Source organism: Brachybacterium zhongshanense (assembly GCF_055385755.1).
Genome location: NZ_AP043790.1, coordinates 711,316 through 732,482 on the forward strand (window position 1 = coordinate 711,316; position 21,167 = coordinate 732,482).

The 21,167-nt window shown below is 70.3% G+C and carries 20 protein-coding genes and 3 tRNA genes; 18 read left to right on the top strand and 5 right to left on the bottom strand.

What is annotated here, in order from left to right; translation table 11 throughout:
• Window positions 1-25: 25 nt before the first annotated feature.
• Window positions 26-514 carry a YajQ family cyclic di-GMP-binding protein gene (locus ACZ5AJ_RS03195; RefSeq protein WP_464137016.1) on the bottom strand — a complete coding sequence of 163 codons (489 nt, stop codon included), beginning with the start codon at window positions 512-514 and terminating at the stop codon, window positions 26-28.
• 216 nt (window positions 515-730) lie between these two features.
• Between ACZ5AJ_RS03195 and ACZ5AJ_RS03200 the strand changes: the two genes are divergently transcribed.
• The 10 genes from ACZ5AJ_RS03200 (at window position 731) to ACZ5AJ_RS03245 (ending at window position 6,989) form a co-directional block, all read left to right on the top strand.
• Window positions 731-812 (top strand) — tRNA-Tyr (locus ACZ5AJ_RS03200).
• 83 nt (window positions 813-895) lie between these two features.
• Window positions 896-968 (top strand) — tRNA-Thr (locus ACZ5AJ_RS03205).
• A 52-nt stretch (window positions 969-1,020) separates the two neighbouring features.
• Window positions 1,021-1,097: transfer RNA gene (locus tag ACZ5AJ_RS03210), tRNA-Met, on the top strand.
• Between the two features lie 95 nt (window positions 1,098-1,192).
• Window positions 1,193-1,363, top strand: a complete 171-nt coding sequence (rpmG, locus tag ACZ5AJ_RS03215; RefSeq protein WP_017823818.1) for a 50S ribosomal protein L33 — start codon at window positions 1,193-1,195, stop codon at window positions 1,361-1,363.
• A gap of 174 nt (window positions 1,364-1,537) precedes the next feature.
• On the top strand, window positions 1,538-1,987 hold the full coding sequence (locus ACZ5AJ_RS03220; RefSeq protein ID WP_464137018.1) for an FAS1-like dehydratase domain-containing protein: 450 nt from the start codon (window positions 1,538-1,540) through the stop codon (window positions 1,985-1,987).
• Between the two features lie 141 nt (window positions 1,988-2,128).
• Window positions 2,129-2,590 carry a MaoC/PaaZ C-terminal domain-containing protein gene (locus tag ACZ5AJ_RS03225; protein WP_464137019.1) on the top strand — a complete coding sequence of 154 codons (462 nt, stop codon included), beginning with the start codon at window positions 2,129-2,131 and terminating at the stop codon, window positions 2,588-2,590.
• On the top strand, window positions 2,587-3,765 hold the full coding sequence (locus ACZ5AJ_RS03230) for a UDP-N-acetylmuramate dehydrogenase (RefSeq protein WP_464137021.1): 1,179 nt from the start codon (window positions 2,587-2,589) through the stop codon (window positions 3,763-3,765). The genes ACZ5AJ_RS03225 and ACZ5AJ_RS03230 overlap by 4 nt, the downstream gene beginning before the upstream one ends.
• A 62-nt stretch (window positions 3,766-3,827) precedes the next feature.
• A complete protein-coding gene (gene glyA / locus ACZ5AJ_RS03235) occupies window positions 3,828-5,096 on the top strand; it encodes a serine hydroxymethyltransferase (protein ID WP_464137023.1) in 1,269 nt (422 codons plus the stop codon).
• 73 nt (window positions 5,097-5,169) lie between these two features.
• Window positions 5,170-6,069 carry a bifunctional methylenetetrahydrofolate dehydrogenase/methenyltetrahydrofolate cyclohydrolase gene (locus ACZ5AJ_RS03240; RefSeq protein ID WP_464137024.1) on the top strand — a complete coding sequence of 300 codons (900 nt, stop codon included), beginning with the start codon at window positions 5,170-5,172 and terminating at the stop codon, window positions 6,067-6,069.
• Window positions 6,070-6,167: 98 nt separating this feature from the next.
• Complete coding sequence (locus ACZ5AJ_RS03245; RefSeq protein ID WP_464137026.1) at window positions 6,168-6,989, top strand: exodeoxyribonuclease III; 822 nt, start codon at window positions 6,168-6,170, stop codon at window positions 6,987-6,989.
• Window positions 6,990-7,101: 112 nt separating this feature from the next.
• Here the strand turns inward: ACZ5AJ_RS03245 and ACZ5AJ_RS03250 are convergent, their stop codons facing one another.
• The 4 genes from ACZ5AJ_RS03250 to sdhC all read right to left on the bottom strand — a co-directional run bounded on the left by ACZ5AJ_RS03250 (window position 7,102) and on the right by sdhC (window position 10,562).
• Window positions 7,102-7,866, bottom strand: coding sequence for a succinate dehydrogenase iron-sulfur subunit (locus ACZ5AJ_RS03250; protein WP_464137028.1), 765 nt, complete (start codon window positions 7,864-7,866; stop codon window positions 7,102-7,104).
• Window positions 7,866-9,641 (bottom strand): succinate dehydrogenase flavoprotein subunit, encoded by a 1,776-nt coding sequence (gene sdhA, locus ACZ5AJ_RS03255; protein WP_464137029.1) that lies wholly within the window; start codon window positions 9,639-9,641, stop codon window positions 7,866-7,868. Before sdhA ends, ACZ5AJ_RS03250 begins: the two co-directional genes overlap by 1 nt.
• Before the next feature lie 76 nt (window positions 9,642-9,717).
• Window positions 9,718-10,182, bottom strand: coding sequence for a succinate dehydrogenase hydrophobic membrane anchor subunit (locus tag ACZ5AJ_RS03260; RefSeq protein ID WP_464137031.1), 465 nt, complete (start codon window positions 10,180-10,182; stop codon window positions 9,718-9,720).
• Between the two features lie 2 nt (window positions 10,183-10,184).
• The gene (gene sdhC / locus ACZ5AJ_RS03265; protein ID WP_464137033.1) at window positions 10,185-10,562 is read right to left on the bottom strand and encodes a succinate dehydrogenase, cytochrome b556 subunit; all 378 of its coding nucleotides are present in this window, start codon (window positions 10,560-10,562) and stop codon (window positions 10,185-10,187) included.
• A gap of 338 nt (window positions 10,563-10,900) precedes the next feature.
• On the opposite strand from sdhC, the gene ACZ5AJ_RS03270 reads away from it, so the two are divergent.
• From ACZ5AJ_RS03270 to ACZ5AJ_RS03305, 8 genes are all read left to right on the top strand, one after another.
• Window positions 10,901-12,055, top strand: coding sequence for a mannose-1-phosphate guanylyltransferase (locus ACZ5AJ_RS03270; RefSeq protein WP_464137034.1), 1,155 nt, complete (start codon window positions 10,901-10,903; stop codon window positions 12,053-12,055).
• 122 nt (window positions 12,056-12,177) lie between these two features.
• Window positions 12,178-13,455, top strand: a complete 1,278-nt coding sequence (locus ACZ5AJ_RS03275; protein WP_464137036.1) for a M20 family metallopeptidase — start codon at window positions 12,178-12,180, stop codon at window positions 13,453-13,455.
• Between the two features lie 199 nt (window positions 13,456-13,654).
• A complete protein-coding gene (locus ACZ5AJ_RS03280) occupies window positions 13,655-14,761 on the top strand; it encodes a BMP family lipoprotein (RefSeq protein ID WP_464137038.1) in 1,107 nt (368 codons plus the stop codon).
• Between the two features lie 98 nt (window positions 14,762-14,859).
• Window positions 14,860-16,431, top strand: coding sequence for an ABC transporter ATP-binding protein (locus tag ACZ5AJ_RS03285; protein WP_464137040.1), 1,572 nt, complete (start codon window positions 14,860-14,862; stop codon window positions 16,429-16,431).
• A complete protein-coding gene (locus ACZ5AJ_RS03290) occupies window positions 16,428-17,846 on the top strand; it encodes an ABC transporter permease (RefSeq protein ID WP_464137043.1) in 1,419 nt (472 codons plus the stop codon). Before ACZ5AJ_RS03285 ends, ACZ5AJ_RS03290 begins: the two co-directional genes overlap by 4 nt.
• On the top strand, window positions 17,843-19,195 hold the full coding sequence (locus ACZ5AJ_RS03295) for an ABC transporter permease (protein ID WP_464137044.1): 1,353 nt from the start codon (window positions 17,843-17,845) through the stop codon (window positions 19,193-19,195). The genes ACZ5AJ_RS03290 and ACZ5AJ_RS03295 overlap by 4 nt, the downstream gene beginning before the upstream one ends.
• Before the next feature lie 32 nt (window positions 19,196-19,227).
• The gene (locus tag ACZ5AJ_RS03300) at window positions 19,228-19,641 is read left to right on the top strand and encodes a cytidine deaminase (RefSeq protein WP_464138682.1); all 414 of its coding nucleotides are present in this window, start codon (window positions 19,228-19,230) and stop codon (window positions 19,639-19,641) included.
• A 119-nt stretch (window positions 19,642-19,760) separates the two neighbouring features.
• On the top strand, window positions 19,761-21,092 hold the full coding sequence (locus ACZ5AJ_RS03305; RefSeq protein ID WP_464137046.1) for a thymidine phosphorylase: 1,332 nt from the start codon (window positions 19,761-19,763) through the stop codon (window positions 21,090-21,092).
• The last annotated feature ends 75 nt before the right edge of the window (window positions 21,093-21,167 follow it).

Here is a 21,167-nt window from a genome sequence, read left to right on the forward strand (position 1 = left end):
GGCGCCTCGCCGTCGACCAGCAGCTTCAGCGGTAGTTGATGAACTGCAGCGCGACGTCGAGGTCCTTGCCCTTCAGCAGTGCGATGACGGACTGCAGGTCATCGCGGCTCTTCGAGGAGACCCGCAGCTCGTCGCCCTGGATCTGCGCCTTGACACCCTTGGGGCCCTCGTCACGGATGATCTTCGCGATCTTCTTGGCCTCGTCGGAGGCGATGCCCTCCTTCAGAGCTGCGGACAGGCGCACCTCCTTGCCTGACTGCTTGGGGTCTCCCACCTCGATGGCCTTCAGGGAGATGCCGCGGCGGATGAGCTTGCTCTGGAGCACGTCCAGCACGGCGAGCACACGCTCCTCCGCGTTGGCGGTCATGACGATCTCGTCCCCGCTGAGGGAGAGGGAAGCGCCGGTGTTGCGGAAGTCGTAGCGCTGGCTGACCTCCTTGACCGCCTGGTTGACGGCGTTGTCGACCTCCTGGCGGTCGAGCTTGCTGACGATGTCGAACGACGAATCTGCCATGGGGTTCCTTCCTCGCGATGTCCTCTGACCTAAGCATGATGCCCGCGGTTGACCAAGAATGGCCTGTGACCTGCTGTTTCGAGGCCTGTGGCCATGGTCACGCGGTGGATGGGCCGATCTGGTTCGCGCCATGGTCGAGAAGCACGTATGCTTGTCCAGGTCCGCTTCGGAGGGACGAAGACCGCAGGTCAGAGTCCAACCAGAGCGTTCCATCCCGGCAGGTTACCCGAGTGGCCAAAGGGGGCTGACTGTAAATCAGCTGGCATTGCCTACGGGGGTTCGAATCCCTCACCTGCCACCGCCGAGGATCCTCGTGATCTGAAGCACCGGGACCGCACAGGATTTGCCCGCTGGGCAGGGAATGTGTAAGGTTTACCGGGTGCCCTGATAGCTCAGTCGGCAGAGCATCTCCATGGTAAGGAGAAGGTCAAGGGTTCGATTCCCTTTCAGGGCTCTGATGGATGCCGGCCCGGCCTCGCGTGAGGTCGGGCCGTTGCATCGATCGCGCCGGGGTAGCTCAGACGGTCAGAGCGCACGACTCATAATCGTGAGGTCGCGGGTTCGATCCCCGCCCTCGGTACCACACCGGCGAGTCCGGAGTGCAGATCAGCTCCCCATGCGGGGACCCTCATGGCGTGCGGGTGAGCATGCCACTCGGAATGAAAGAGGCGGCGAGCCATGGCGAGCAAGAGCTCTGACGTGCGTCCCAAGATCACCATGGCCTGCACCGAGTGCAAGGCCCGCAACTACATCACGAAGAAGAACCGTCGCAACACCCCGGATCGGCTGGAGCTCTCGAAGTTCTGCCCGACCTGCGGCAAGCAGACGGCGCACCGCGAGACCCGCTGATCGGGCCGAGCGAAGACATCGAAGGCCACTCGGGTTCCGCCCGGGTGGCCTTCGTCGCATCCTGATGCCCCGTCCGGTCGAGCCGAGTCGGTCGAGCCGACACGGATCCCGCCGGAGGCACCGTCACCAGACCGCTCAACCGCCCGGCCTCCAGCCGGGCACTCGGGAGAAGACATGACCACGACCCCGGACCCCTCCTTCGCCGGCCGCACCTATCCGCCCGGCCCCCTGCACACGGTGTCCGCTGCGAAGATCATCGAGTTCGCCCGTGCGACCGGAGCGTCGTCGCCGCTGCACCACGACGCCGAGGCTGCGCGAGAGGCCGGTCACTCGGGCGTCGTGGCGCCGCCCACGTTCCTCGTCTCGCTCGCCCAGGCCACCGAGGCGCAGTACATCGAGGATCCTGCTGCGGGCGTGGACTTCTCCCGCGTCGTCCACGGCGAGGAGTCCTTCGTCCTCCAGCGCCCTGTGGTGGCAGGCGATCGTCTCGTGCCGACGCTCACCGTCGAGTCTGTCCGCGCGGCGGGCGGCCATGCGATGGTGACCACGCGCGTCGACATGGCCGATCCCGATGGGGAGCCGGTCGCCAGCGTGCGCAGCATGCTCGTCGTCCGCGGCGAGTGACCATCCGCATCGTCGCCGACCCCATCGTCGGCCGCCACGTCGGCCGCCACGTCGGCCGCCACGTCGGCCGCCCTGTCGGCCTCTGACCCATCGGAACCCGAGACGGCGGACCTCGCGCCTCGACACGCACCAGGAGCACATATGAGCATCGCCTCCTCCCTTCCCTTCCCTCTCGAGGCCGGCCAGGAGCTGGCGCGCAGGGAGCATCGGATCACCCGCGACACCCTCGTGCGCTACGCCGGGGCGTCCGGTGACTTCAACCCCATCCACTACAACGACGCCGTCGCCGCCGAGGCCGGGCTGCCGGGCGTGATCGCCCACGGCATGCTCACCATGGGCATCGCCGTGACGGGTCTGCTCGAGGAGATCGGGGACCCGACGCTGGTGCGCGAGTACTCGACCCGGTTCACGAACCCCATCCCGGTGCCGGCGACGGGCGAGGCCGTCCTCGAGACCGTCGCCGTGGTCGGGAAGGTCGACGAGGAGGCCGGGACCGCGCGCGTCGACATCACCGCCACCGTCGACGGCAGCAAGGTGCTCGGCCGCGCGCGCGCCGTCATCGCCCTCCCCGCCCTCCCCTCGCAGGCATCGGCGCAGGCGTGAGCGCTGTGGAGGACGGCAGCGCAGCGCTCCGTACGCACGGGACCGGCCCGCGTCTCGCGGATCTGACGACCCTGCGCATCGGCGGACGGATCGGGAAGCTCGTCGAGGCCCGCACGGAGCAGCAGGTGATCGAGGCGGTCTCCCGGGCCGACGAGGCCGGCGAGCAGCTCCTCGTGCTCGGGGGCGGCTCCAACATCGTCGCCGCCGACGATCCCTTCGAGGGCACCGTCGTGCTGCTCCAGGACCCCGAGGAGCCGCCGCGCCTCGACGCCACCTGCGAGATCGGTCCTTCCGGCGAGCCCGACGGGATCCCCGTCGACCCTGCCGAGCTCACGCCGCTGGATCCCACCTGCGGGGGAGCGATCGTCGAGCACTTCGCCGGCGTCCGCTGGGACCGGGCCGTGCGCTACGCGATCGCGCGCGAGATGATCGGCATCGAAGCACTCTCGGGCATCCCCGGCTCCGTCGGCGCGACCCCGATCCAGAACGTCGGCGCCTACGGGCAGGAGGTCGCCTCGACCATCTCCCGCGTGCGCACCTGGGATCGGGAGGAGCGCGCCGTGAGGACCTTCTTCGCCGCCGACTGCGGCTTCTCCTACCGTGACAGCATCTTCAAGCGCACCCGCTACGGGGGCCCCGTCCCGTCGGCGACGGGACGCTACGTCGTGCTGTCGGTGACCTTCCAGCACACGATCGGGCGGCTGTCCGCACCGATCCGGTACGCCCAGCTCGCCGACGCCCTCGGCGTCGAGGTCGGGCAGCGCGCCCCCATGACCGAGGTGCGTGACGCGGTGCTGCGCATCCGGGGCGCCAAGGGCATGGTGCTGGATCCTGCCGATCACGACACGTGGTCGGCCGGTTCCTTCTTCACCAATCCGATCGTCTCCGCCGAGCGGGCCGCCCTGCTTCCCGAGGACGCCCCGCGCTTCGACGTCGGCGACGGTCGGGTCAAGACCAGCGCCGCGTGGCTGATCAGCCACGCCGGGATCGAGCGCGGCCATGCCCTCGGGCCGACGGCGGCGGTCTCCTCGAAGCACTCCCTGGCGCTCACCAACCGCGGAGGCGCCACGAGCGACGACGTCGTCGAGCTCGCTCGGGACGTGCGCGACCGCGTCCATGATGCGTTCGGCATCACACTCGTCCCGGAACCCGTCCGACTCGGCGTCGATCTCTGATCCCCGCCTAGGATGGTCCGGCGGCCACGACCCCGCTCCACCCCGACTCCGCAGGAGGCCCTGTGAACGTCCTCGATCAGTCCATCGCCGATCTCGATCCCGACATCGCCGGCGTGCTCGATCGCGAGCTCGCGCGACAGCAGCGCACGCTCGAGATGATCGCCAGCGAGAACTTCGTCCCTCGCGCGGTCCTGCAGGCGCAGGGCTCCGTGCTGACGAACAAGTACGCGGAGGGCTACCCCGGTCGCCGCTACTACGGCGGCTGCGAAGAGGTCGACGTGGCCGAGGAGATCGCGATCGCCCGCGCCAAAGAGCTCTTCGGCGCCGAGCATGCGAACGTCCAGCCGCATTCCGGCGCCACCGCCAACGCTGCGGTGATGCATGCCCTGGCGCGCCCGGGGGACACCCTCATGGGTCTCTCGCTCGCGCACGGCGGCCACCTCACGCACGGCATGAAGATCAACTTCTCCGGGCGGCTCTACGACATCGTCGCCTATGAGACCGAGCCCGAGACGGGCCTGATCGACATGGACAAGGTGCGCGCCCTCGCGCTCGAGTCCCAGCCGAAGGTGATCGTCGCCGGCTGGTCGGCCTACACCCGTCATCTCGACTTCGCCCGCTTCCGGGAGATCGCCGACGAGGTCGGCGCCGCCCTCTGGGTCGACATGGCGCACTTCGCCGGACTCGTCGCCGCGGGCCTGCACCCGAGCCCCGTGCCCTACGCGGACGTCGTCTCCACCACGATCCACAAGACCATCGGAGGCCCCCGCTCCGGCATGATCCTGTGCAAGGAGAAGTGGGCGAAGAAGATCGACTCCGCCGTCTTCCCCGGTCAGCAGGGCGGCCCGCTCATGCACGTGGTCGCAGCCAAGGCCGTGGCGCTCAAGGTCGCCGCGTCCGAGGAGTTCAAGGACCGCCAGGCTCGCACCCTCGAGGGCGCGAAGATCATCGCCGAGCGTCTCCAGGCCGAGGACGCGAAGGCCGCAGGTGTGAAGGTCATCTCCGGCGGCACCGACGTCCATCTCGTGCTCGTGGACCTCGTGGACAGCGAGCTCGACGGCCAGCAGGCCGAGGACCTCCTCCACGAGGCCGGCATCACCGTGAACCGCAACGCCGTGCCCAACGACCCCCGTCCCCCGCGGGTCACCTCGGGCCTGCGCATCGGCACCCCGGCGCTCGCCACCCGCGGCTTCGGCAAGGAGGAGTTCACCGAGGTCGCCGAGGTCATCGCTCTGGCGCTGACCGGCGGCGCCGACGTCGAGTCCCTGCGGGCACGCACCGCGGTGCTCGCCGAGAAGAAGCCGCTCTACGCGGATCTCCAGCAGTACTGATCGACCCTGCGGGGCCCGGCGGATGCCGGGCCCCGCCCCTTTCCACCTCACCAGCTCTCCCGGAAGGAGCGCCATGACCGCTCAGATCCTCGACGGCAAGGCCACCGCGAAGGCCATCAAGGCGGAGCTCGCCGAGCGCGTCTCCGCGCTCGTCGACGCCGGCCATCCCCAGCCCGGTCTCGCCACCGTGCTGGTGGGGGAGGACCCCGGCAGTGCCGCCTACGTGCGCGGCAAGCATCGTGACAGCGCCCTCATCGGCCTGAACTCGATCCAGAAGCATCTTCCGGCGGAGACCACCCAGGAGCAGCTCGAGTCCGTCATCGACGAGCTCAACGCCGATCCCGCCTGCACCGGTTACATCGTGCAGCTGCCCCTCCCGGGCCACATCGACACCGACGCGATCCTCGAGCGCATCGACCCTGCCAAGGATGCCGACGGTCTGCACCCCACCAACCTGGGGCGCCTGGTGCTCAACGCCTACCGCCCGATCCTCACCCCTCTGCCCTGCACTCCTCGGGCCGTCATCGAGCTGCTGCTGCGCCACGACATCGACCTCAAGGGCAAGGACGTCGTCGTCGTCGGCCGCGGTGTCACGGTGGGCCGCTCCATCGGCGCACTGCTGACCCGTCGGGAGATCAACGCGACGGTGACCCTCACCCACACCGGCACCACGGACCTGTCCGACCACCTGCGCAGCGCCGATGTGATCGTCGCCGCCGCCGGGGTCGCGCAACTGGTGCGTCCCGAGGACGTGAAGCCGGGAGCGGTCGTGCTGGATGTGGGCGTCTCCCGGGTCGAGGACCCCGAGGGCGGGAAGGCCCAGCTGGTCGGCGATGTCGACCCGGCGGTCGCCGAGGTCGCCTCGTGGATCTCGCCGAACCCCGGTGGCGTCGGACCCATGACCCGTGCGCTGCTGGTGCAGAACGTGGTCGAGATGGCGGAGCACTCCGCGGGAATCGGTCCCGCCGCCTGATCGGCGGACGATCCTCCGACAGGGCCGCTCGGGGTCGCCCCGGGCGGCCCCGAGCGGCGGGCCCTGCGGAGTCAGGACCTCCTGGAATACTGGCGCCCATGACTCTCACCCTCGCCACCGTCAACGTCAACGGCCTGCGCGCCGCCGCCCGCAAGGGCATGGCCGACTGGCTCGCAGCCACCACCGCCGACGTCATCACCCTGCAGGAAGTCCGGGCGCCCGACGAGCTGCTGGCCGGCCTCGTGGGGGAGGGCTGGACCATCGTCGGCGAGGCCTCCGAGCTCAAGGGCCGGGCAGGCGTCGCGATCGCCGCCCGCACCTCCCTCGGGCGGATCGATCTCGAGGGCGTGCGACGCGGTCTGCCGGGCCTCACCGAGCCCGCCCACACCGGGCGCTGGCTAGAGGCGGACCTCGAGGACCCGCTGGGCGACGGCAGGGACCTCACCGTCATCTCCTGCTACATGCATTCGGGCAACCTCGACAAGCCGCAGACGATGGTCGACAAGTACGCCTTCCTGGACGTGGCCATGGAGCGGCTCGGAGCGCTGCGGGCCGACGGCCGGCACGTGGTGCTCACCGGGGATCTGAACATCGCTCACGGCAACAACGACATCAAGAACTGGAAGGGCAACCTGAAGTCCGCCGGCTTCCTCCCCGAGGAGCGCGCCTACCTGGACCGGCTGCTCGTCGAGGGCGACTGGGTGGACGTGCAGCGCCGCCTGGCCGGGGACGTCCCCGGGCCGTACACGTGGTGGTCGCAGCGCGGGAAGGCCTTCGACAACGACTCCGGCTGGCGCATCGACTACCAGCTGACCACCCCGGAGCTGGGGGAGCGAGCGATCTCCGCCCAGGTGGATCGTGCACCGAGCTACGACACCCGCTGGTCCGACCACGCGCCTCTCGTGGTCGCCTACTCCTGATCGGCTCCACGCGCGAACCGCCCGCCGGGAATCTCCCCGGCGGGCGGTTCATGTGCATGCCCGGCACGCTCGGCGCGTTCCCGCGGGAACGCGTCGGCCGTTGCCAGGAGGGTCAGACGCGGCCGCGGATCACGGCCTGCTTGACCTCGGCGATGGCCTTGGTCACCTGGATGCCGCGGGGGCATGCCTCGGTGCAGTTGAAGGTCGTGCGGCAGCGCCAGACGCCCTCCTTGGAGTTGAGGATCTCCAGGCGCTGCTCCCCGGCATCATCGCGCGAGTCGAAGATGAAGCGGTGCGCATTGACGATCGCGGCCGGTCCGAAGTACTGGCCGTCGGTCCAGAAGACCGGGCAGGAAGAGGTGCAGGCGGCGCAGAGGATGCACTTGGTGGTGTCGTCGAAGCGCTCGCGCTCCTCGGCGGACTGCAGGCGCTCCCGGCTCGGCTCCTGGCCGTGGGCGACCAGGAACGGCATGACCTCGCGGTAGGAGTCGAAGAACGGCTCCATGTCGACGATCAGGTCCTTCTCCACCGGCAGTCCCTTGATGGGCTCGACGGTGATGGGCTTGGAGATGTCCAGGTCCTTCAGGAGCGTCTTGCAGGCCAGCCTGTTGCGGCCGTTGATCCGCATCGCGTCGGATCCGCAGACGCCGTGCGCACAGGAGCGGCGGAAGGTCAGCGAGCCGTCCAGATGCCACTTGATCTCGTGCAGGGCGTCCAGCACGCGATCGGTGCCATGCATCGTGACGGTGAAGTCCTCCCAGCGCGGGCCCTGGTCCGATTCCGGATCGAAGCGGTTGATCCGCAGGGTGACCTGGAAGGAGCGGATCTCGCTGGCGGAGGCCTCGGGGGCCGGGCTCTTCTCGGCGACGGCAGTCATCAGAAGGTACGCTCCTTCGGCTCGTAGCGCGTGATCACGACGGGCTTCGCCCCGAGGCGGATCGTGGTGCCCTCGGTGCCCTCCTCACCCTCCAGGGTGCGGTAGTACATCGTGTGGTGGAGGAAGTTGACGTCGTCGCGCTTGTCGTAGTCCTCGCGGAAGTGGCCGCCGCGGGACTCCTTGCGGTAGAGGGCGCCCAGCGCCACGGTCTCCGCGAGATCCAGCAGGAAGCCGAGCTCCACGGCCTCGAGCAGATCGAGGTTGTAGCGCAGGCCCTTGTCCTGCACGGCGACCGTCTCATAGCGCTTCTTGAGCTCGACGATGTCCGCCAGGGCCTTGCGGCAGGTCTCCTCGGTGCGGAACACCTGGACGTTGGCGTCCATGGTCTCCTGCAGATCGCGACGGATGTCGGCGACGCGGTCCTCGGTGGCCGGACGGTCCCGCAGTCGCTGGAGCAGCTCGACGGTCGGTGCCTCGACGCCCTCGGGGAGCTCGGGCAGGTCGACGCCGGCGGCATGCTCGGCGGCGGCGATGCCGGCCCGTCGGCCGAAGACGTTGATGTCCAGCAGCGAGTTCGTGCCCAGCCGGTTGCCGCCGTGGACGGACACGCAGGCGGTCTCGCCGGCGGCGTAGAGGCCGGGGATGGTGTCGGTGGCGCTGCGGAAGACCTCGCCCTCGACATTGGTGGGGATCCCGCCCATCGCGTAGTGCGCGGTGGGGTAGACCGGCACCGGCTCCGTGTAGGGCTCGACTCCCAGGTAGGTGCGGGCGAACTCGGTGATGTCCGGGAGCTTGGCGTCGATGTGCGCGGGCTCGAGATGGGTGAGGTCCAGCAGCACGTAGTCCTTGTTCGGGCCGCAGCCTCGGCCCTCGCGCACCTCGTTGGCCATGGCGCGGGCGACCACGTCGCGCGGGGCGAGGTCCTTGAGCGTCGGCGCGTAGCGCTCCATGAAGCGCTCCATGCTCGAGTTGCGCAGGATCGCGCCCTCGCCGCGCGCGGCCTCCGACAGCAGGATCCCCAGGCCCGCGAGGCCCGTCGGATGGAACTGGAAGAACTCCATGTCCTCGAGCGGGATTCCGCGGCGCAGCGCCATCGCGGGGCCGTCGCCGGTGAGGGTGTGGGCGTTGGACGTGGTCTTGAAGACCTTGCCGAAGCCGCCCGAGGCGAAGACGACCGACTTCGCGCGGAACACGTGGATCTCACCGGTGGCGAGCTCGTAGGTGACCACGCCCGAGGCGCGCACCTCGTCATCGGTGCGCGGATCGCCCGTCATGAGGACGTCGAGCACGTAGTACTCGTTGAAGAACTCCACCTGCTGCTTCACGCAGTTCTGGTAGAGCGTCTGCAGGATCATGTGCCCGGTGCGGTCGGCGGCGTAGCAGGCGCGGCGCACCGGTGCCTCGCCGTGCTCACGGGTGTGCCCGCCGAAGCGGCGCTGATCGATGCGCCCCTCGGGGGTGCGGTTGAAGGGCAGTCCCATCTTCTCCAGGTCGAGCACCGCGTCGATGGCCTCCTTGGCCATGATCTCGGCGGCGTCCTGGTCGACCAGGTAGTCGCCGCCCTTGACGGTGTCATAGGTGTGCCACTCCCAGTTGTCCTCCTCGACGTTGGCGAGGGCGGCGCACATGCCGCCCTGCGCGGCGCCGGTGTGCGAGCGGGTGGGGTAGAGCTTGGTGACGACGGCGGTGCGGGCGCGCTTCGAGGATTCGAGGGCGGCGCGCATGCCGGCGCCGCCTGCTCCGACGATCACCACGTCGTAGGAATGGGTCTGCATATGAGGTCGATGCTCCGTTTCGGGGTGGCCGGGATGGAGAGGCGGGGGCACGGCGTGAGCCGGTGGGCTCGGACGCTCAGCCCGTGCAGATGGACGGCAGGAGGCTCGGCTCCGCGCCCGCAGGGCACGGATCGAAGGTGAAGATCACGAGCGTCCCGAGGACGATCGTGATGACCACGGCGAAGTACAGCAGCGCCTTCAGCGTCAGCCGCAGGCGCGGGCCGCGCGCGTAGTCGTTGATGATGGTGCGCACGCCGTTGCCGCCATGGATGAGGCCCAGCCAGAGCATCAGCAGGTCCCAGACCTGCCAGAAGGGGCTGGCCCACTTGCCGGCGACGAAGGCGAAGTCGATGCCCTTGACGCCCATGCCGAGCCACAGGTTCACGAAGAGGTGGCCGAAGACGAGGATCACCAGCAGGACGCCGGAGGCGCGCATGAACAGCCAGGACAGCATCTCGCTGTTGACTCCGCGCATGCCCGAGCGGCGATAGCGCGAGGTGGGCTCCGGGATGGTGGGGGAGGTCGAGGTCCGCGTGGTCATCATCAGGCTCCGAACATGTGCATGAGCTGGCGGGGCACGAATCCGATCATCAGGACGACCCATACCGCGACGACACCCCAGAAGAGCTTGCGCTGATGGGCGGTGCCCTTGGACCAGAAGTCCACGAGGATGATGCGCAGGCCGTTGAGCGCGTGGAAGCAGATCGCGCCGACCAGGCCGATCTCGCCCAGGCCGAAGACCACGGTCTTGTAGTGGCCGATGACCTCGTTGTACGCCTCGGGGGACACGCGCACGAGCGCGGTGTCCAGGACGTGGACGAGCAGGAACAGGAAGATGAGCATGCCTGAGATGCGGTGGGCGACCCAGGACCACATGCCCTCGCGACCGCGATACAGCGTCCCGGATTGGGCGGATGCCACGGAGTTCCTCCAGAAGCGACGGGATGGCGTCGGCGGGCGGATGAGCGGACGCCGACGCTCTGGCGGCCGGCACCGGGAGCCCGACGCGATCAGCCTCGGGGTCGCGGGTGGGAGGGCCCGCGACAAGGACCGGTTCACGACACGGCGACATCATCATCGCCCCCGACGGGGACCCGGCCAGCGTAGCACCATGACGTGCATGTTCTGTGCACCGCGCGGCGGCCGGCATCGTGCCCTCCAGCCGTGGAGGGCGGTTTCCGAGAGGTCCTCGGGGCAGGTGCTGTCCGCGGAGCGGAGGTCCCTCGGCGGCGTCGCCGGAGGTCGCTACGCTCGCTCGCATGAGCTCCGTGCCCTTCGTCCCCGTGGTTCCCGCCGGCGGCTCCGGCACGCGCCTGTGGCCGCTCTCACGCCGGGACCGGCCCAAGTTCCTCCTGGATCTTCTCGGCACCGGCTCATCGCTGCTCGAGGCGACCCTCGACAGGGTCGCGCCGCTCGCCGACGCCGCACCGATCGTCGTCACGGGAGCCGCTCATGCCCAGGCGGTCAGCTCGCAGGTCGGGGACCGGGCGCGGATCGTCGTCGAGCCGTCGCCGCGCAACTCCATGCCGGCGATCGCCCTCGCCGCGGCGCTCGTCGAGCGCGAGCATCCGGAAGCGGTGATCGGCTCCTTCGCCGCCGACCATCTCATCGCCGATGCGGGGGGCCTGCGCCGCGCCGTGCGGAGCGCGCGAGAAGCGGCCGAGCAGGGGTACCTGGTCACCATCGGCATCGAGCCCTCGCATCCGGCGACCGGCTTCGGATACATCGAGCGTGCGGAGGGCGGGGGCGCGCCCGACGGGTCCGTCGGCGCCCCGGCGGGCGGAGCCCTTCCTGTCGCACGCTTCGTCGAGAAGCCCGACCGTGAGCGCGCGGAGCAGTTCCTGGCCACGGGACGGTTCCTCTGGAACGCGGGGATGTTCGTCGTCCGTGCGCAGGGTCTGCTCGATGCCCTCGGCGAGCAGATCCCGAGCCTCGCGGCAGGGGTGAGGGAGATCGCCGCCGCCGCCGGGACGGCCGAGGAGCAGGCGGTGCTCGAGCGGGTGTGGCCGCATCTGACAGCCATCGCGATCGACCATGCGCTGGCGGAGCCGCTCGCGGCGCAGGGCCGGGTGGCCGTCGTGCCGTCCTCCTTCGACTGGGACGACGTCGGAGACTTCGGCGCTCTCGCCCGCCAGCTGCGCTCCGATGCGGCGGGCGAGCTGGCCGGGCGGGCGACGGCGGTCGGCGACGCTCCCGGGGACGTCCGAGTGCTGGGATCCGCATCGGTCGATGCCGTCGGGGCCCGGGCCACGGTGTACGGTGCGGCTGATCGCCGCATCGCCCTGGTGGGGGTGGAGGGGATCAGCGTGGTGGACACGCCCGAGGTGCTGCTGGTGCTCGCCGACGACGCCGCCCAGGACCTCTCGACCCTCGTCGCATCGCTCGACGAGCGGGGGCTCGGGAACCTTCGCTGATCCCGTCGTCGTCCCCTGCAGCATCTCGCCTCGCGGCGCTCCGCGCGTCGGACCGGCCGACGCGCACGGCAGGGACGGCATCGCGCCCCGCGCGCGAACGGACGCAGGACGGAAGTGGACAGGTGGACCAGGCCCAGCAGGCGACGGTCGGGACGAGGGCGGGCGCGCCGGCAGGCGCCGCACCCCCGGAGGCAGCCGCGGCGGCCGCGATGCTGGGACCCGAGGGACTGATCGTCCGGACCGTGCGCGAGCGTGCCGATGCGCTGCGCGATGTGCGCCGCCATCTCCATCGTCACCCCGAGCTCTCCCACGAGGAGCACAAGACCACCGACTTCATCGCCGATCAGCTCCAGCGCCTGGGACTGACCCCGACGCTCATGCCTCGCACCGGGCTGATCTGCGACATCCCCGGCTCGGATCCGTCGCTCGAGCCCGTGGCCCTGCGTGCGGACATGGATGCGCTGGGGATCCCCGAGCTGACCGCGGTGTCCTTCCGCTCGGCCGTCGAGGGCGTCTCCCATTCGTGCGGGCACGACGTCCACATGAGCACCGTCGTCGGCGCTGCGACCGCGCTCGTGCGGGTCGCCGACGAGGGGGCGCTGCGCCGAGGCGTCCGCCTGGTCTTCCAGCCCTCCGAGGAGCGCCACCCGTGCGGCGCCCTCGAGCTCATCGGGGAGGGGGTGGTCGACGGAGTGGACTCGATCTTCGCCCTCCACTGCGATCCCGGGGTGGACGTCGGGCACGTGGGGCTGAAGGTCGGACCGATCACCTCGGCCACCGATCCCGTGAAGATCCAGGTCCGCGGTGCCGGAGGGCACACCTCGCGCCCGCACCTCTCCCAGGATCTCGTCTATGCCCTGGGCTCCATCGTCACCCAGCTCCCCGCCGCGCTGACCCGGCGCATGGATCCGCGCTCGGGAGTGAACCTCACCTGGGGGAGCATCCATGCCGGCTCCGCCTTCAACGCGATCCCCAGCTCGGGAACGCTCGAGGGGACCCTGCGCTGCCTCGACCACGACGCCTGGGACCAGGCGGAGGAGCTCCTGGAGAGCGTCCTGGCGGACCTCGTGCGGCCCTGGGGCGTCGAGGCCAGGGTGACCCATGAGCGCGGGGTGCCGCCGGTGTCGAACGCGGCGGTCTCGGTCGGCGTCCTGGACGCCGCGGCCTCGAGCGTGCTCGGACGGGAGAACGTCGACCCCACCGCCCAGTCCCTCGGCGGAGAGGACTTCGCCTGGTACCTCGAGAAGGTCCCGGGAGCTCTCGCGCGGCTGGGCACCCGCACGCCCGGTGGTCGCACATACGACCTGCACATGGGCGATCTCATGATCGACGAGCGCGCCATCGGCATCGGTGCGGCGGTGCTCGCCTCCGCATGCCTGCAGCGGGACCTGGTGGCCTGATCCGCAGCCCTCCGGATGCGCCGGACGCCTCGCCGGCGATGCCGCGACGACGGATGTTTCTTCCGAGTTCATAACAGTTCATGAACACCGGTGCCCTGGGTGCTGTCGGGGCCCGCGCGCGGGGCTACAGTCCGATGGACCGCGACCTGTCGGCCCCCGCGATCCGGGGGAGCGCGGTCCCATCGATCCGGAGGAACCCATGAAGAGCATCACGCGTGCCGCCGCCCTCGCCGGCGTCGGCGTCCTCGCCCTCGCCGCCTGCGGCACCGCCCCCGAGGAGGCATCCTCGGGCAGCGACGCCGGCGGCGCCACCTCGGACTTCAAGGCCTGCATGGTCTCGGACTCCGGCGGCTTCGACGACCGATCCTTCAACCAGTCGGGCCATGAGGGACTCGTCGCCGCTCAGGAGGAGCTGGGCATCAAGACGGCGACCGCGCAGTCGACCGACAACTCGGAGTTCATCACCAACATCGACAACCTGGTCTCCCAGGACTGCAACCTGATCTTCACCGTCGGCTTCCTGCTGGCGCCCGCCACCGGGTCCCAGGCCCAGGCCAACCCCGACGTCGAGTTCGCGATCATCGACTCGACCGCGCAGGACGAGGACGGCAACGCCATCGAGGTCGACAACGTCAAGCCGCTGTCCTTCGACACCGCGCAGGCCGCCTACCTCGCCGGGTACCTCGCCGCAGGAACCTCCGAGACCGGCAAGGTCGCCACCTACGGCGGCATCCAGATCCCGACCGTCACCATCTTCATGGACGGCTTCGCCGACGGCGTCGCCGCCTACAACGAGGCGCATGACGCCGACGTCGAGCTGCTCGGCTGGGACAAGGAGGCCCAGACCGGGTCCTTCACCGGTGACTTCGAGGACCAGTCCAAGGGCAAGGCCCTCTCGGACACCTTCTACTCGCAGGGCGCGGACATCGTGATGCCCGTCGCCGGCCCCGTCGGCTCCGGCACCCTCGCCTCCGCCAAGGAGGCCGACGGCCGCTACGTCATCTGGGTCGACTCCGACGGCTACGAGTCGGTCGACGACGACGATGCCACCGGCCTGATCCTCACCTCGGTGATGAAGGGCATCGGCCCGGCCGTCCAGGAGGTGACGACCGCCGCGAACTCCGGAGAGTTCGAGAACGAGCCGTACATCGGCACCCTCGAGAACGGCGGCGTGGATCTCGCGCCGTACCATGATCTCGAGTCGATGGTCTCGGACGACCTGCAGGCCGAGATCGACCAGCTGCGGGCGGACATCATCTCCGGCGACCTGGTCGTCGAGTCCGACGCCTCGCCGCAGAACCTCTGAGATCGGGCGGCCGAGCCGGGCGGGGGAGCATGCCTCCCTCGCCCGGCCGGTTCCGCCACCCGACTGAGATCCATGACCCGACGTAGAGAAGAGCGCGCGTGAAGCTCGAGCTCCGAGGGATCACGAAGGTGTTCGGCACCTTCGTGGCCAACGATGCGATCGACCTGGTGGTCGAGCCCGGAGAGATCCATTCGCTCCTCGGCGAGAACGGTGCCGGGAAGTCCACCCTCATGAACGTGCTGTACGGCCTCTACCGGCCGGACGGCGGCGAGATCCTCCTGGACGACCGGCCGGTGCGGTTCGCCGGTCCCGGTGAAGCCATGCGGGCCGGCATCGGCATGGTCCACCAGCACTTCATGCTGGTGCCGCCCTTCACCGTCGCCGAGAACGTGATGCTCGGCCACGAGCCCAGCAGCTTCGGGTTCCTGGACCTCGGCGCCGCCCGTCGGACCGTGCGGGAGATCTCCGAGCGGTTCGGCTTCGAGCTGGATCCCGACGCCGTCGTCGAGGACCTCCCGGTCGGCGCCCAGCAGCGTGTGGAGATCATCAAGGCGCTCTCCCGCCGAGCCGAGATCCTCGTGCTCGACGAGCCCACCGCCGTGCTCACCCCGCACGAGACCGATGAGCTCATGGAGATCATGCGGCAGCTGCGCGACGAGGGCACCTCCATCGTCTTCATCACCCATAAGCTGCGCGAGGTCAAGGCCGTCGCCGACCGCATCACCGTGATCCGCCGAGGCAGGGTCGTCGGCACGGCGGATCCGACGGCCGATCAGACGGAGCTCGCCTCCCTGATGGTCGGCCGCGCCGTTGCCCTCGACCTGGAGAAGGAGGCCTCCGCACCGGGCGACGTCGCCCTGCAGGTCACGGATCTCAGCGTCGCCGACGACGCCGGGACCGTGCTGCTGGACGGCATCGACCTCGAGGTCCGCCGGGGCGAGGTGCTCGGCGTCGCCGGGGTCCAGGGCAACGGCCAGACCGAGCTCACCGAGGCGCTCCTCGGTCTGCAGGGCGGAGTGAAGGGCTCGATCCGCCTCGAGGGCGAGGAGCTGGTGGGGCGCAGCACGCGTCAGATCCTCGACGCCGGGGTCGGCTTCGTGCCCGAGGACCGCACCCATGACGCGCTGATCCCCGACTTCACCGTCGCCGAGAACCTCGTGCTGGATCAGCATCATCGTCCGCCCTTCGGCTCGGGGATCTCCCTGCATCCCGGCGCGATCCGCCGACGCGCGGAGCAGGACGTCGCCGAGTACGACGTGCGCACCGGGTCGATCGACGATCCCGTCTCCACGCTGTCCGGCGGAAACCAGCAGAAGGTCGTCATGGCGCGAGCCCTCGGCCGCGACCTCTCGCTGCTGATCGCCTCGCAGCCCACCCGCGGGGTCGACGTCGGCTCCATCGAGTTCCTCCATCGCCGGATCATCGCCGAGCGGGACAAGGGGACCCCCGTGGTCATCGTCTCCACCGAGCTCGACGAGGTCGTCCAGCTCTCCGACCGGATCGCGGTGATGTACCGCGGCGCGATCCTCGGGATCGTGCCCGCCGACGAGGACCGCGATGTGCTGGGCCTGATGATGGCCGGATACACCGTCGAGGCGGCCCGGGAGGCCGTCGCCGCCGGTGCCCGCACCACCGACTCCCAGCTCGCCGACGAAGGAGAGATCGTATGAGCGAGACGTCCGACGGAGCGGCGCGCGCCGTCGCCCCCGGCACCGCCGTCCAGCCCGGCGATCCGGGCACAGAGGGCGCTCCGGAGGGCGGTGGCCGCTCACTGGCCGAGCGCATCGCCAGGGGCAATCTCCTGGTCGTGGTCATGGCGTTCGTCTTCGCCTTCATCATCGGCTCGGTGCTGATCCTGGTCTCCGACGCCGAGCTGCGCGCCGCGGCCGGGTACTTCTTCGCCCGGCCCTCCGACACCTTCTCCGCCGGCTACCGCGCGATCGTCGACTCCTATGCGGCGATGTTCCGCGGAGCGATCTTCGACTATCGGGCGGCGGGTTCGGTCGCCGAGGGCGTCCGGGAGCGCGGCGGATCGGGCCTGTACGTCCTCGGTCCGGCGATCGCCCGCGGGATCAAGCCGCTGCTGGAGACTCTGACCGTCGCGACGCCGCTGATCATCGCCTCGGCCGGCATGGCGGTGTCCTTCCGGTCGGGCCTGTTCAACATCGGCGGCGCGGGTCAGCTGATCGTCGGCGCCTCGGTCGCCGGCTACCTGGGCTTCACCCTCGACCTCCCCTACGGGATCCACCTGCTGGTCTGCCTGCTCGGCGCGATCCTCGCCGGCGGCATCTACGGCGGCATCGCCGGCTTCCTCAAGGCGCGCTTCGGGGCCAACGAGGTGATCTCCACGATCATGCTCAACTGGATCGCCACCTACGGCCTGGCCTTCGCCCTGACGACGACGGCGTTCACGGGGGCCAACCAGGCTCAGCCGACCTCTCCCGCGGTCGCTGCGACCGCTCGTCTGCCGCTGCTCGCGGGATCGGGCTACCGCCTGCATGCGGGACTGATCCTGGCGATCGCCTCGGTCGTGTTCCTGTGGTGGCTGATGAACCGCTCCACCCTCGGCTTCCGGTTCCGCGCCGTGGGCTCGAACCCGCGCGCCTCGGAGGTCGCGGGCATCGACCTCGGGCGCAGCACCATCGGCGTCATGTTCGTCGCGGGCGCGCTCGTCGGTCTCGCCGGCGCTGCGCACGTCCTCGGCACCGAGCACCGTCTGACCGGCTCGATCGCCGGATCCATCGGCTTCGACGCGATCACGGTCGCCCTGCTGGGCCGATCCGGACCCATCGGCATCCTCCTGGCGGGCGTGCTCTTCGCGGGCCTGTCCACGGGCGGACGCTTCATGGAGTCCTCTCAGGGCGTGCCCATCGATCTGGTCCAGGTCATCCAGGCTCTCGTGGTGCTGTTCATCGCCGCTCCGCCGCTCGTGCGCACACTGATCGGACTGCGCAGGGTCGACCATCCCGGCGGTCGGGTGCGTCGGACCAAGGCGGCGCAGGCAGGACGGACGGAGCCGACGAGCACGACGGAGCCGAGCGGCCCCTCAGAACGATCCGACGCCGGGAAGGGAACGGGCGCATGAGCACCTCTGTCCAGGAGAACCAGGAGAGGCCTGCCGCCCCGACGCCTGCGGGCAGCGCCTCCGCCCGCACGACCGAGCGGGCTCCCGGCTGGTGGCGGCTGCCCACAGGCCTCGGCGCCCTCGCAGTGCTCGCCCTCGTCGCCTTCGGTCTGCTCGGGCCCAGCGGCACGGACACGACCTTCCGCTTCGCCGAGGACGGCGACCTGAACCCGGGCGGCATCGTCCCCGGGGATGTGCCCGTGCCGTCGGCCGGCACGTCCCTCGTGCTCGCCGTGCTCGCCCTGCTGATCGCCGTCGCGCTGGCGGTCGTCGGGGGACTCGGCATCGCGATCGGCAGGCGCCTGCGCATCACGCTGATCGTCGTGTTCGGCCTGGTGTGGGTGGTCTCCTTCCTGTCCTGGGCCTTCAACGGTGCGGTCATCGACCTCGGGTCCCTGCTGCAGACGATGATGGTGCTCGCCGTCCCGCTCGCCTTCGGCGCTCTCTCCGGCGTGCTCTCCGAGCGAGCAGGCGTCATCAACATCGCGATCGAGGGGCAGCTGCTGTTCGGCGCCTTCGGTGCCGTGCTCGTCGGCTCGATGGTCGGCAGCGCCTGGGCGGGGCTGCTCGCCGCGCCGATCGTGGCGCTCGTCGTCGGCGCACTGCTGGCGCTGTTCGCCATCACCTACCAGGTGCAGCAGATCATCGTCGGCGTCGTGCTGAACGTCTTCGTGATCGGTCTGACCAGCTTCTTCTTCGGCTCCGTGATGAAGCAGAACCCGGACCTGTTCAACCGGCCCCTGCGTCTGCCGACGATCCGCATCCCCGTGCTCGCGGACCTGCCCGTGATCGGCCAGGTGCTGTTCGAGCAGACGGTGCTCGTCTACCTCATGTGGATCATCGTCATCGCGCTGACCATCGCGATGTTCCGCACCCGCTGGGGGCTGCGCGTCCGCGCCGTCGGCGAGCATCCCCGCGCCGCCGACACCGTCGGCATCGACGTCAACCGCACCCGCTGGTCCAACGTGCTGCTGGGTTCCGCCGTCGCGGGCCTCGGCGGGGCGACGCTGACCATCGGCACCGGCGTCGCCTTCGGCGAGGAGATGAGCGCCGGCAAGGGGTACATCGCCCTCGCCGCGATGATCCTCGGGCGCTACCACCCCGTCGGCGCCCTGCTGGCCGCGCTGCTGTTCGCCTTCGCCGACGCGCTCCAGCTGCGGATGGGCACGCTCCCTTCCGGGTCCGGCGCCGACGTCCCGAGCCAGTTCCTGCTGATGCTGCCGTACATCGTCACCCTGTTCGCCGTCGCCGGAGTGGTGGGGCGTGTGCGCGTGCCCGCCGCCGACGGCGTCCCCTACGTGAAGCAGTGAACGGGGGAGAAGCGGTGAGCGGAGGAGGGATGATGGAGGACCACGGGTTCGACGAGCTCCTCGCTGTCGCTCGGGAGGTCGCCGAGCGCGCCTACGCCCCGTACTCGCACTACCTCGTGGGGGCGGCCGGCCTCGTCGACGACGGGCGCATCGTGCGCGGCTGCAATGTCGAGAACGCCGGATACGGTGTCACCCTGTGCGCCGAATGCGGCATGGTCGGCGAGCTCATCGCCGGAGGGGGCGGAAGGCTCCGGCGCTTCGTGTGCGTCGGCGGGGAGGAGTCCCTCGGACGGGGCGAGCGGGACGTCTGCATGCCCTGCGGACGCTGCCGGCAGCTGCTGTCCGAGCACGCCGCCGACGATCTCGTCGTCCTCACCCCCGAGGGACCGCGGACCATGGACCAGGTGCTTCCCCAGGCCTTCGGGCCCGCATCCCTCGGCCTCTGACCGCACGCCGGATCGCCGCCCGATCCGCTCCCCCCCGACCCGCCCCGATCCACACAGACCCGCTCAGACCCGCCCCGACGCCGCTCCCGCGCCCGAGCCCAGGCCCCAGGAGGCCCACGATGAACGCACAGCCCATCCAGGGAACCTCTCCCGCCGTGGAGCCGTTCGACGCCGTCGACGTCATCCGCGCCAAGCGCGACGGCGCGCCGCTGACCGACGACCAGATCGACTGGGTCGTCGACGCCTACACCCGGGGCGTCGTCGCGGAGGAGCAGATGGCCGCGCTCGCCATGGCCATCCTCCTCAACGGCATGGAGCGCCGTGAGATCGCCCGGTGGACCGCCGCGATGATCGCGAGCGGCGAGCGCATGGACTTCGCGGCGCTCACCAGGCCCACCACCGACAAGCATTCCACCGGCGGCGTCGGCGACAAGATCACCCTCCCGCTCGCTCCGCTGGTGGCGAGCTTCGGGGTGGCTGTTCCCCAGCTCTCCGGCCGCGGGCTGGGCCACACCGGAGGCACGCTCGACAAGCTCGAGTCCATACCGGGCTGGCGGGCGTCCCTCACCAATGACCAGATGATGCGGCAGCTCGAGGAGGTCGGTGCCGTGATCTGCGCGGCGGGATCCGGCCTCGCCCCCGCCGACAAGAAGCTCTATGCCCTCCGCGACGTCACCGGGACCGTCGAGGCGATCCCGCTGATCGCCTCCTCGATCATGTCGAAGAAGATCGCCGAGGGCACCGCTGCGCTCACGCTCGACGTGAAGACCGGTGCGGGGGCGTTCATGACCGACGAGGCCGATGCCCGCGAGCTCGCTCGCACCATGGTCGACCTCGGCACCGACGCGGGCGTGCGCACGGTCGCTCTGCTCACGGACATGTCCGCCCCGCTGGGACGGACCGTCGGCAATGCCCTCGAGGTCCGGGAGAGCCTCGAGGTGCTCGCCGGCGGAGGGCCCGACGACGTCGTCGAGCTGACGGTCGCCCTCGCCCGCGAGATGCTCGCGGCGGCCGGCAGGCCCGACGCCGACGTCGAGGCGGCGCTCGCCGACGGACGTGCCATGGACGCCTGGACACGGATGATCGCCGCGCAGGGCGGGGACCCCTCTGCACCGCTGCCGACTGCCCTGCACACCGAGCAGGTGGTGGCGGCCGAGGACGGTGTGGTCACGGGGCTGGACGCGATGAAGGTGGGCGTCGCCGGATGGCGGCTCGGCGCTGGCCGCTCACGTCCCGGTGAGGCCGTGCAGGCCGCTGCCGGCGTCGAGCTGCACAGGGTGATCGGCGACCGGGTGCACCGAGGGGATGTCCTCGCGACCCTGCACACGGACACGCCCGAGCGCTTCGAGCGCTCCCTCGCCGCCATCGACGGAGCCTGGATCCTCGGCGCGGCCGAGATGGACTCCGCACAGGCAGGGCCGCGGCGGATCGTCCTGGACCGCATCGCCTGACGTTCCCGCGGGAACGCCCTCCGAGACGGCAGCCTTGTCCCGTCGGCTGCTCTGTCCCGTCGGCCGCACTGCCGG

Coding starts and splice junctions, on each gene's coding strand:
- ACZ5AJ_RS03220 (WP_464137018.1), top strand. CDS start 1,538: ATGACCACGACCCCGGACCCCTCCTTCGCCGGCCGCACCTATCCGCCC.
- ACZ5AJ_RS03260 (WP_464137031.1), bottom strand. CDS start 10,182: ATGACCACGCGGACCTCGACCTCCCCCACCATCCCGGAGCCCACCTCG.
- ACZ5AJ_RS03225 (WP_464137019.1), top strand. CDS start 2,129: ATGAGCATCGCCTCCTCCCTTCCCTTCCCTCTCGAGGCCGGCCAGGAG.
- ACZ5AJ_RS03240 (WP_464137024.1), top strand. CDS start 5,170: ATGACCGCTCAGATCCTCGACGGCAAGGCCACCGCGAAGGCCATCAAG.
- ACZ5AJ_RS03295 (WP_464137044.1), top strand. CDS start 17,843: ATGAGCACCTCTGTCCAGGAGAACCAGGAGAGGCCTGCCGCCCCGACG.
- ACZ5AJ_RS03300 (WP_464138682.1), top strand. CDS start 19,228: ATGGAGGACCACGGGTTCGACGAGCTCCTCGCTGTCGCTCGGGAGGTC.
- ACZ5AJ_RS03195 (WP_464137016.1), bottom strand. CDS start 514: ATGGCAGATTCGTCGTTCGACATCGTCAGCAAGCTCGACCGCCAGGAG.
- ACZ5AJ_RS03305 (WP_464137046.1), top strand. CDS start 19,761: ATGAACGCACAGCCCATCCAGGGAACCTCTCCCGCCGTGGAGCCGTTC.
- ACZ5AJ_RS03290 (WP_464137043.1), top strand. CDS start 16,428: ATGAGCGAGACGTCCGACGGAGCGGCGCGCGCCGTCGCCCCCGGCACC.
- ACZ5AJ_RS03270 (WP_464137034.1), top strand. CDS start 10,901: ATGAGCTCCGTGCCCTTCGTCCCCGTGGTTCCCGCCGGCGGCTCCGGC.
- ACZ5AJ_RS03280 (WP_464137038.1), top strand. CDS start 13,655: ATGAAGAGCATCACGCGTGCCGCCGCCCTCGCCGGCGTCGGCGTCCTC.
- ACZ5AJ_RS03250 (WP_464137028.1), bottom strand. CDS start 7,866: ATGACTGCCGTCGCCGAGAAGAGCCCGGCCCCCGAGGCCTCCGCCAGC.
- rpmG (WP_017823818.1), top strand. CDS start 1,193: ATGGCGAGCAAGAGCTCTGACGTGCGTCCCAAGATCACCATGGCCTGC.
- sdhA (WP_464137029.1), bottom strand. CDS start 9,641: ATGCAGACCCATTCCTACGACGTGGTGATCGTCGGAGCAGGCGGCGCC.
- ACZ5AJ_RS03245 (WP_464137026.1), top strand. CDS start 6,168: ATGACTCTCACCCTCGCCACCGTCAACGTCAACGGCCTGCGCGCCGCC.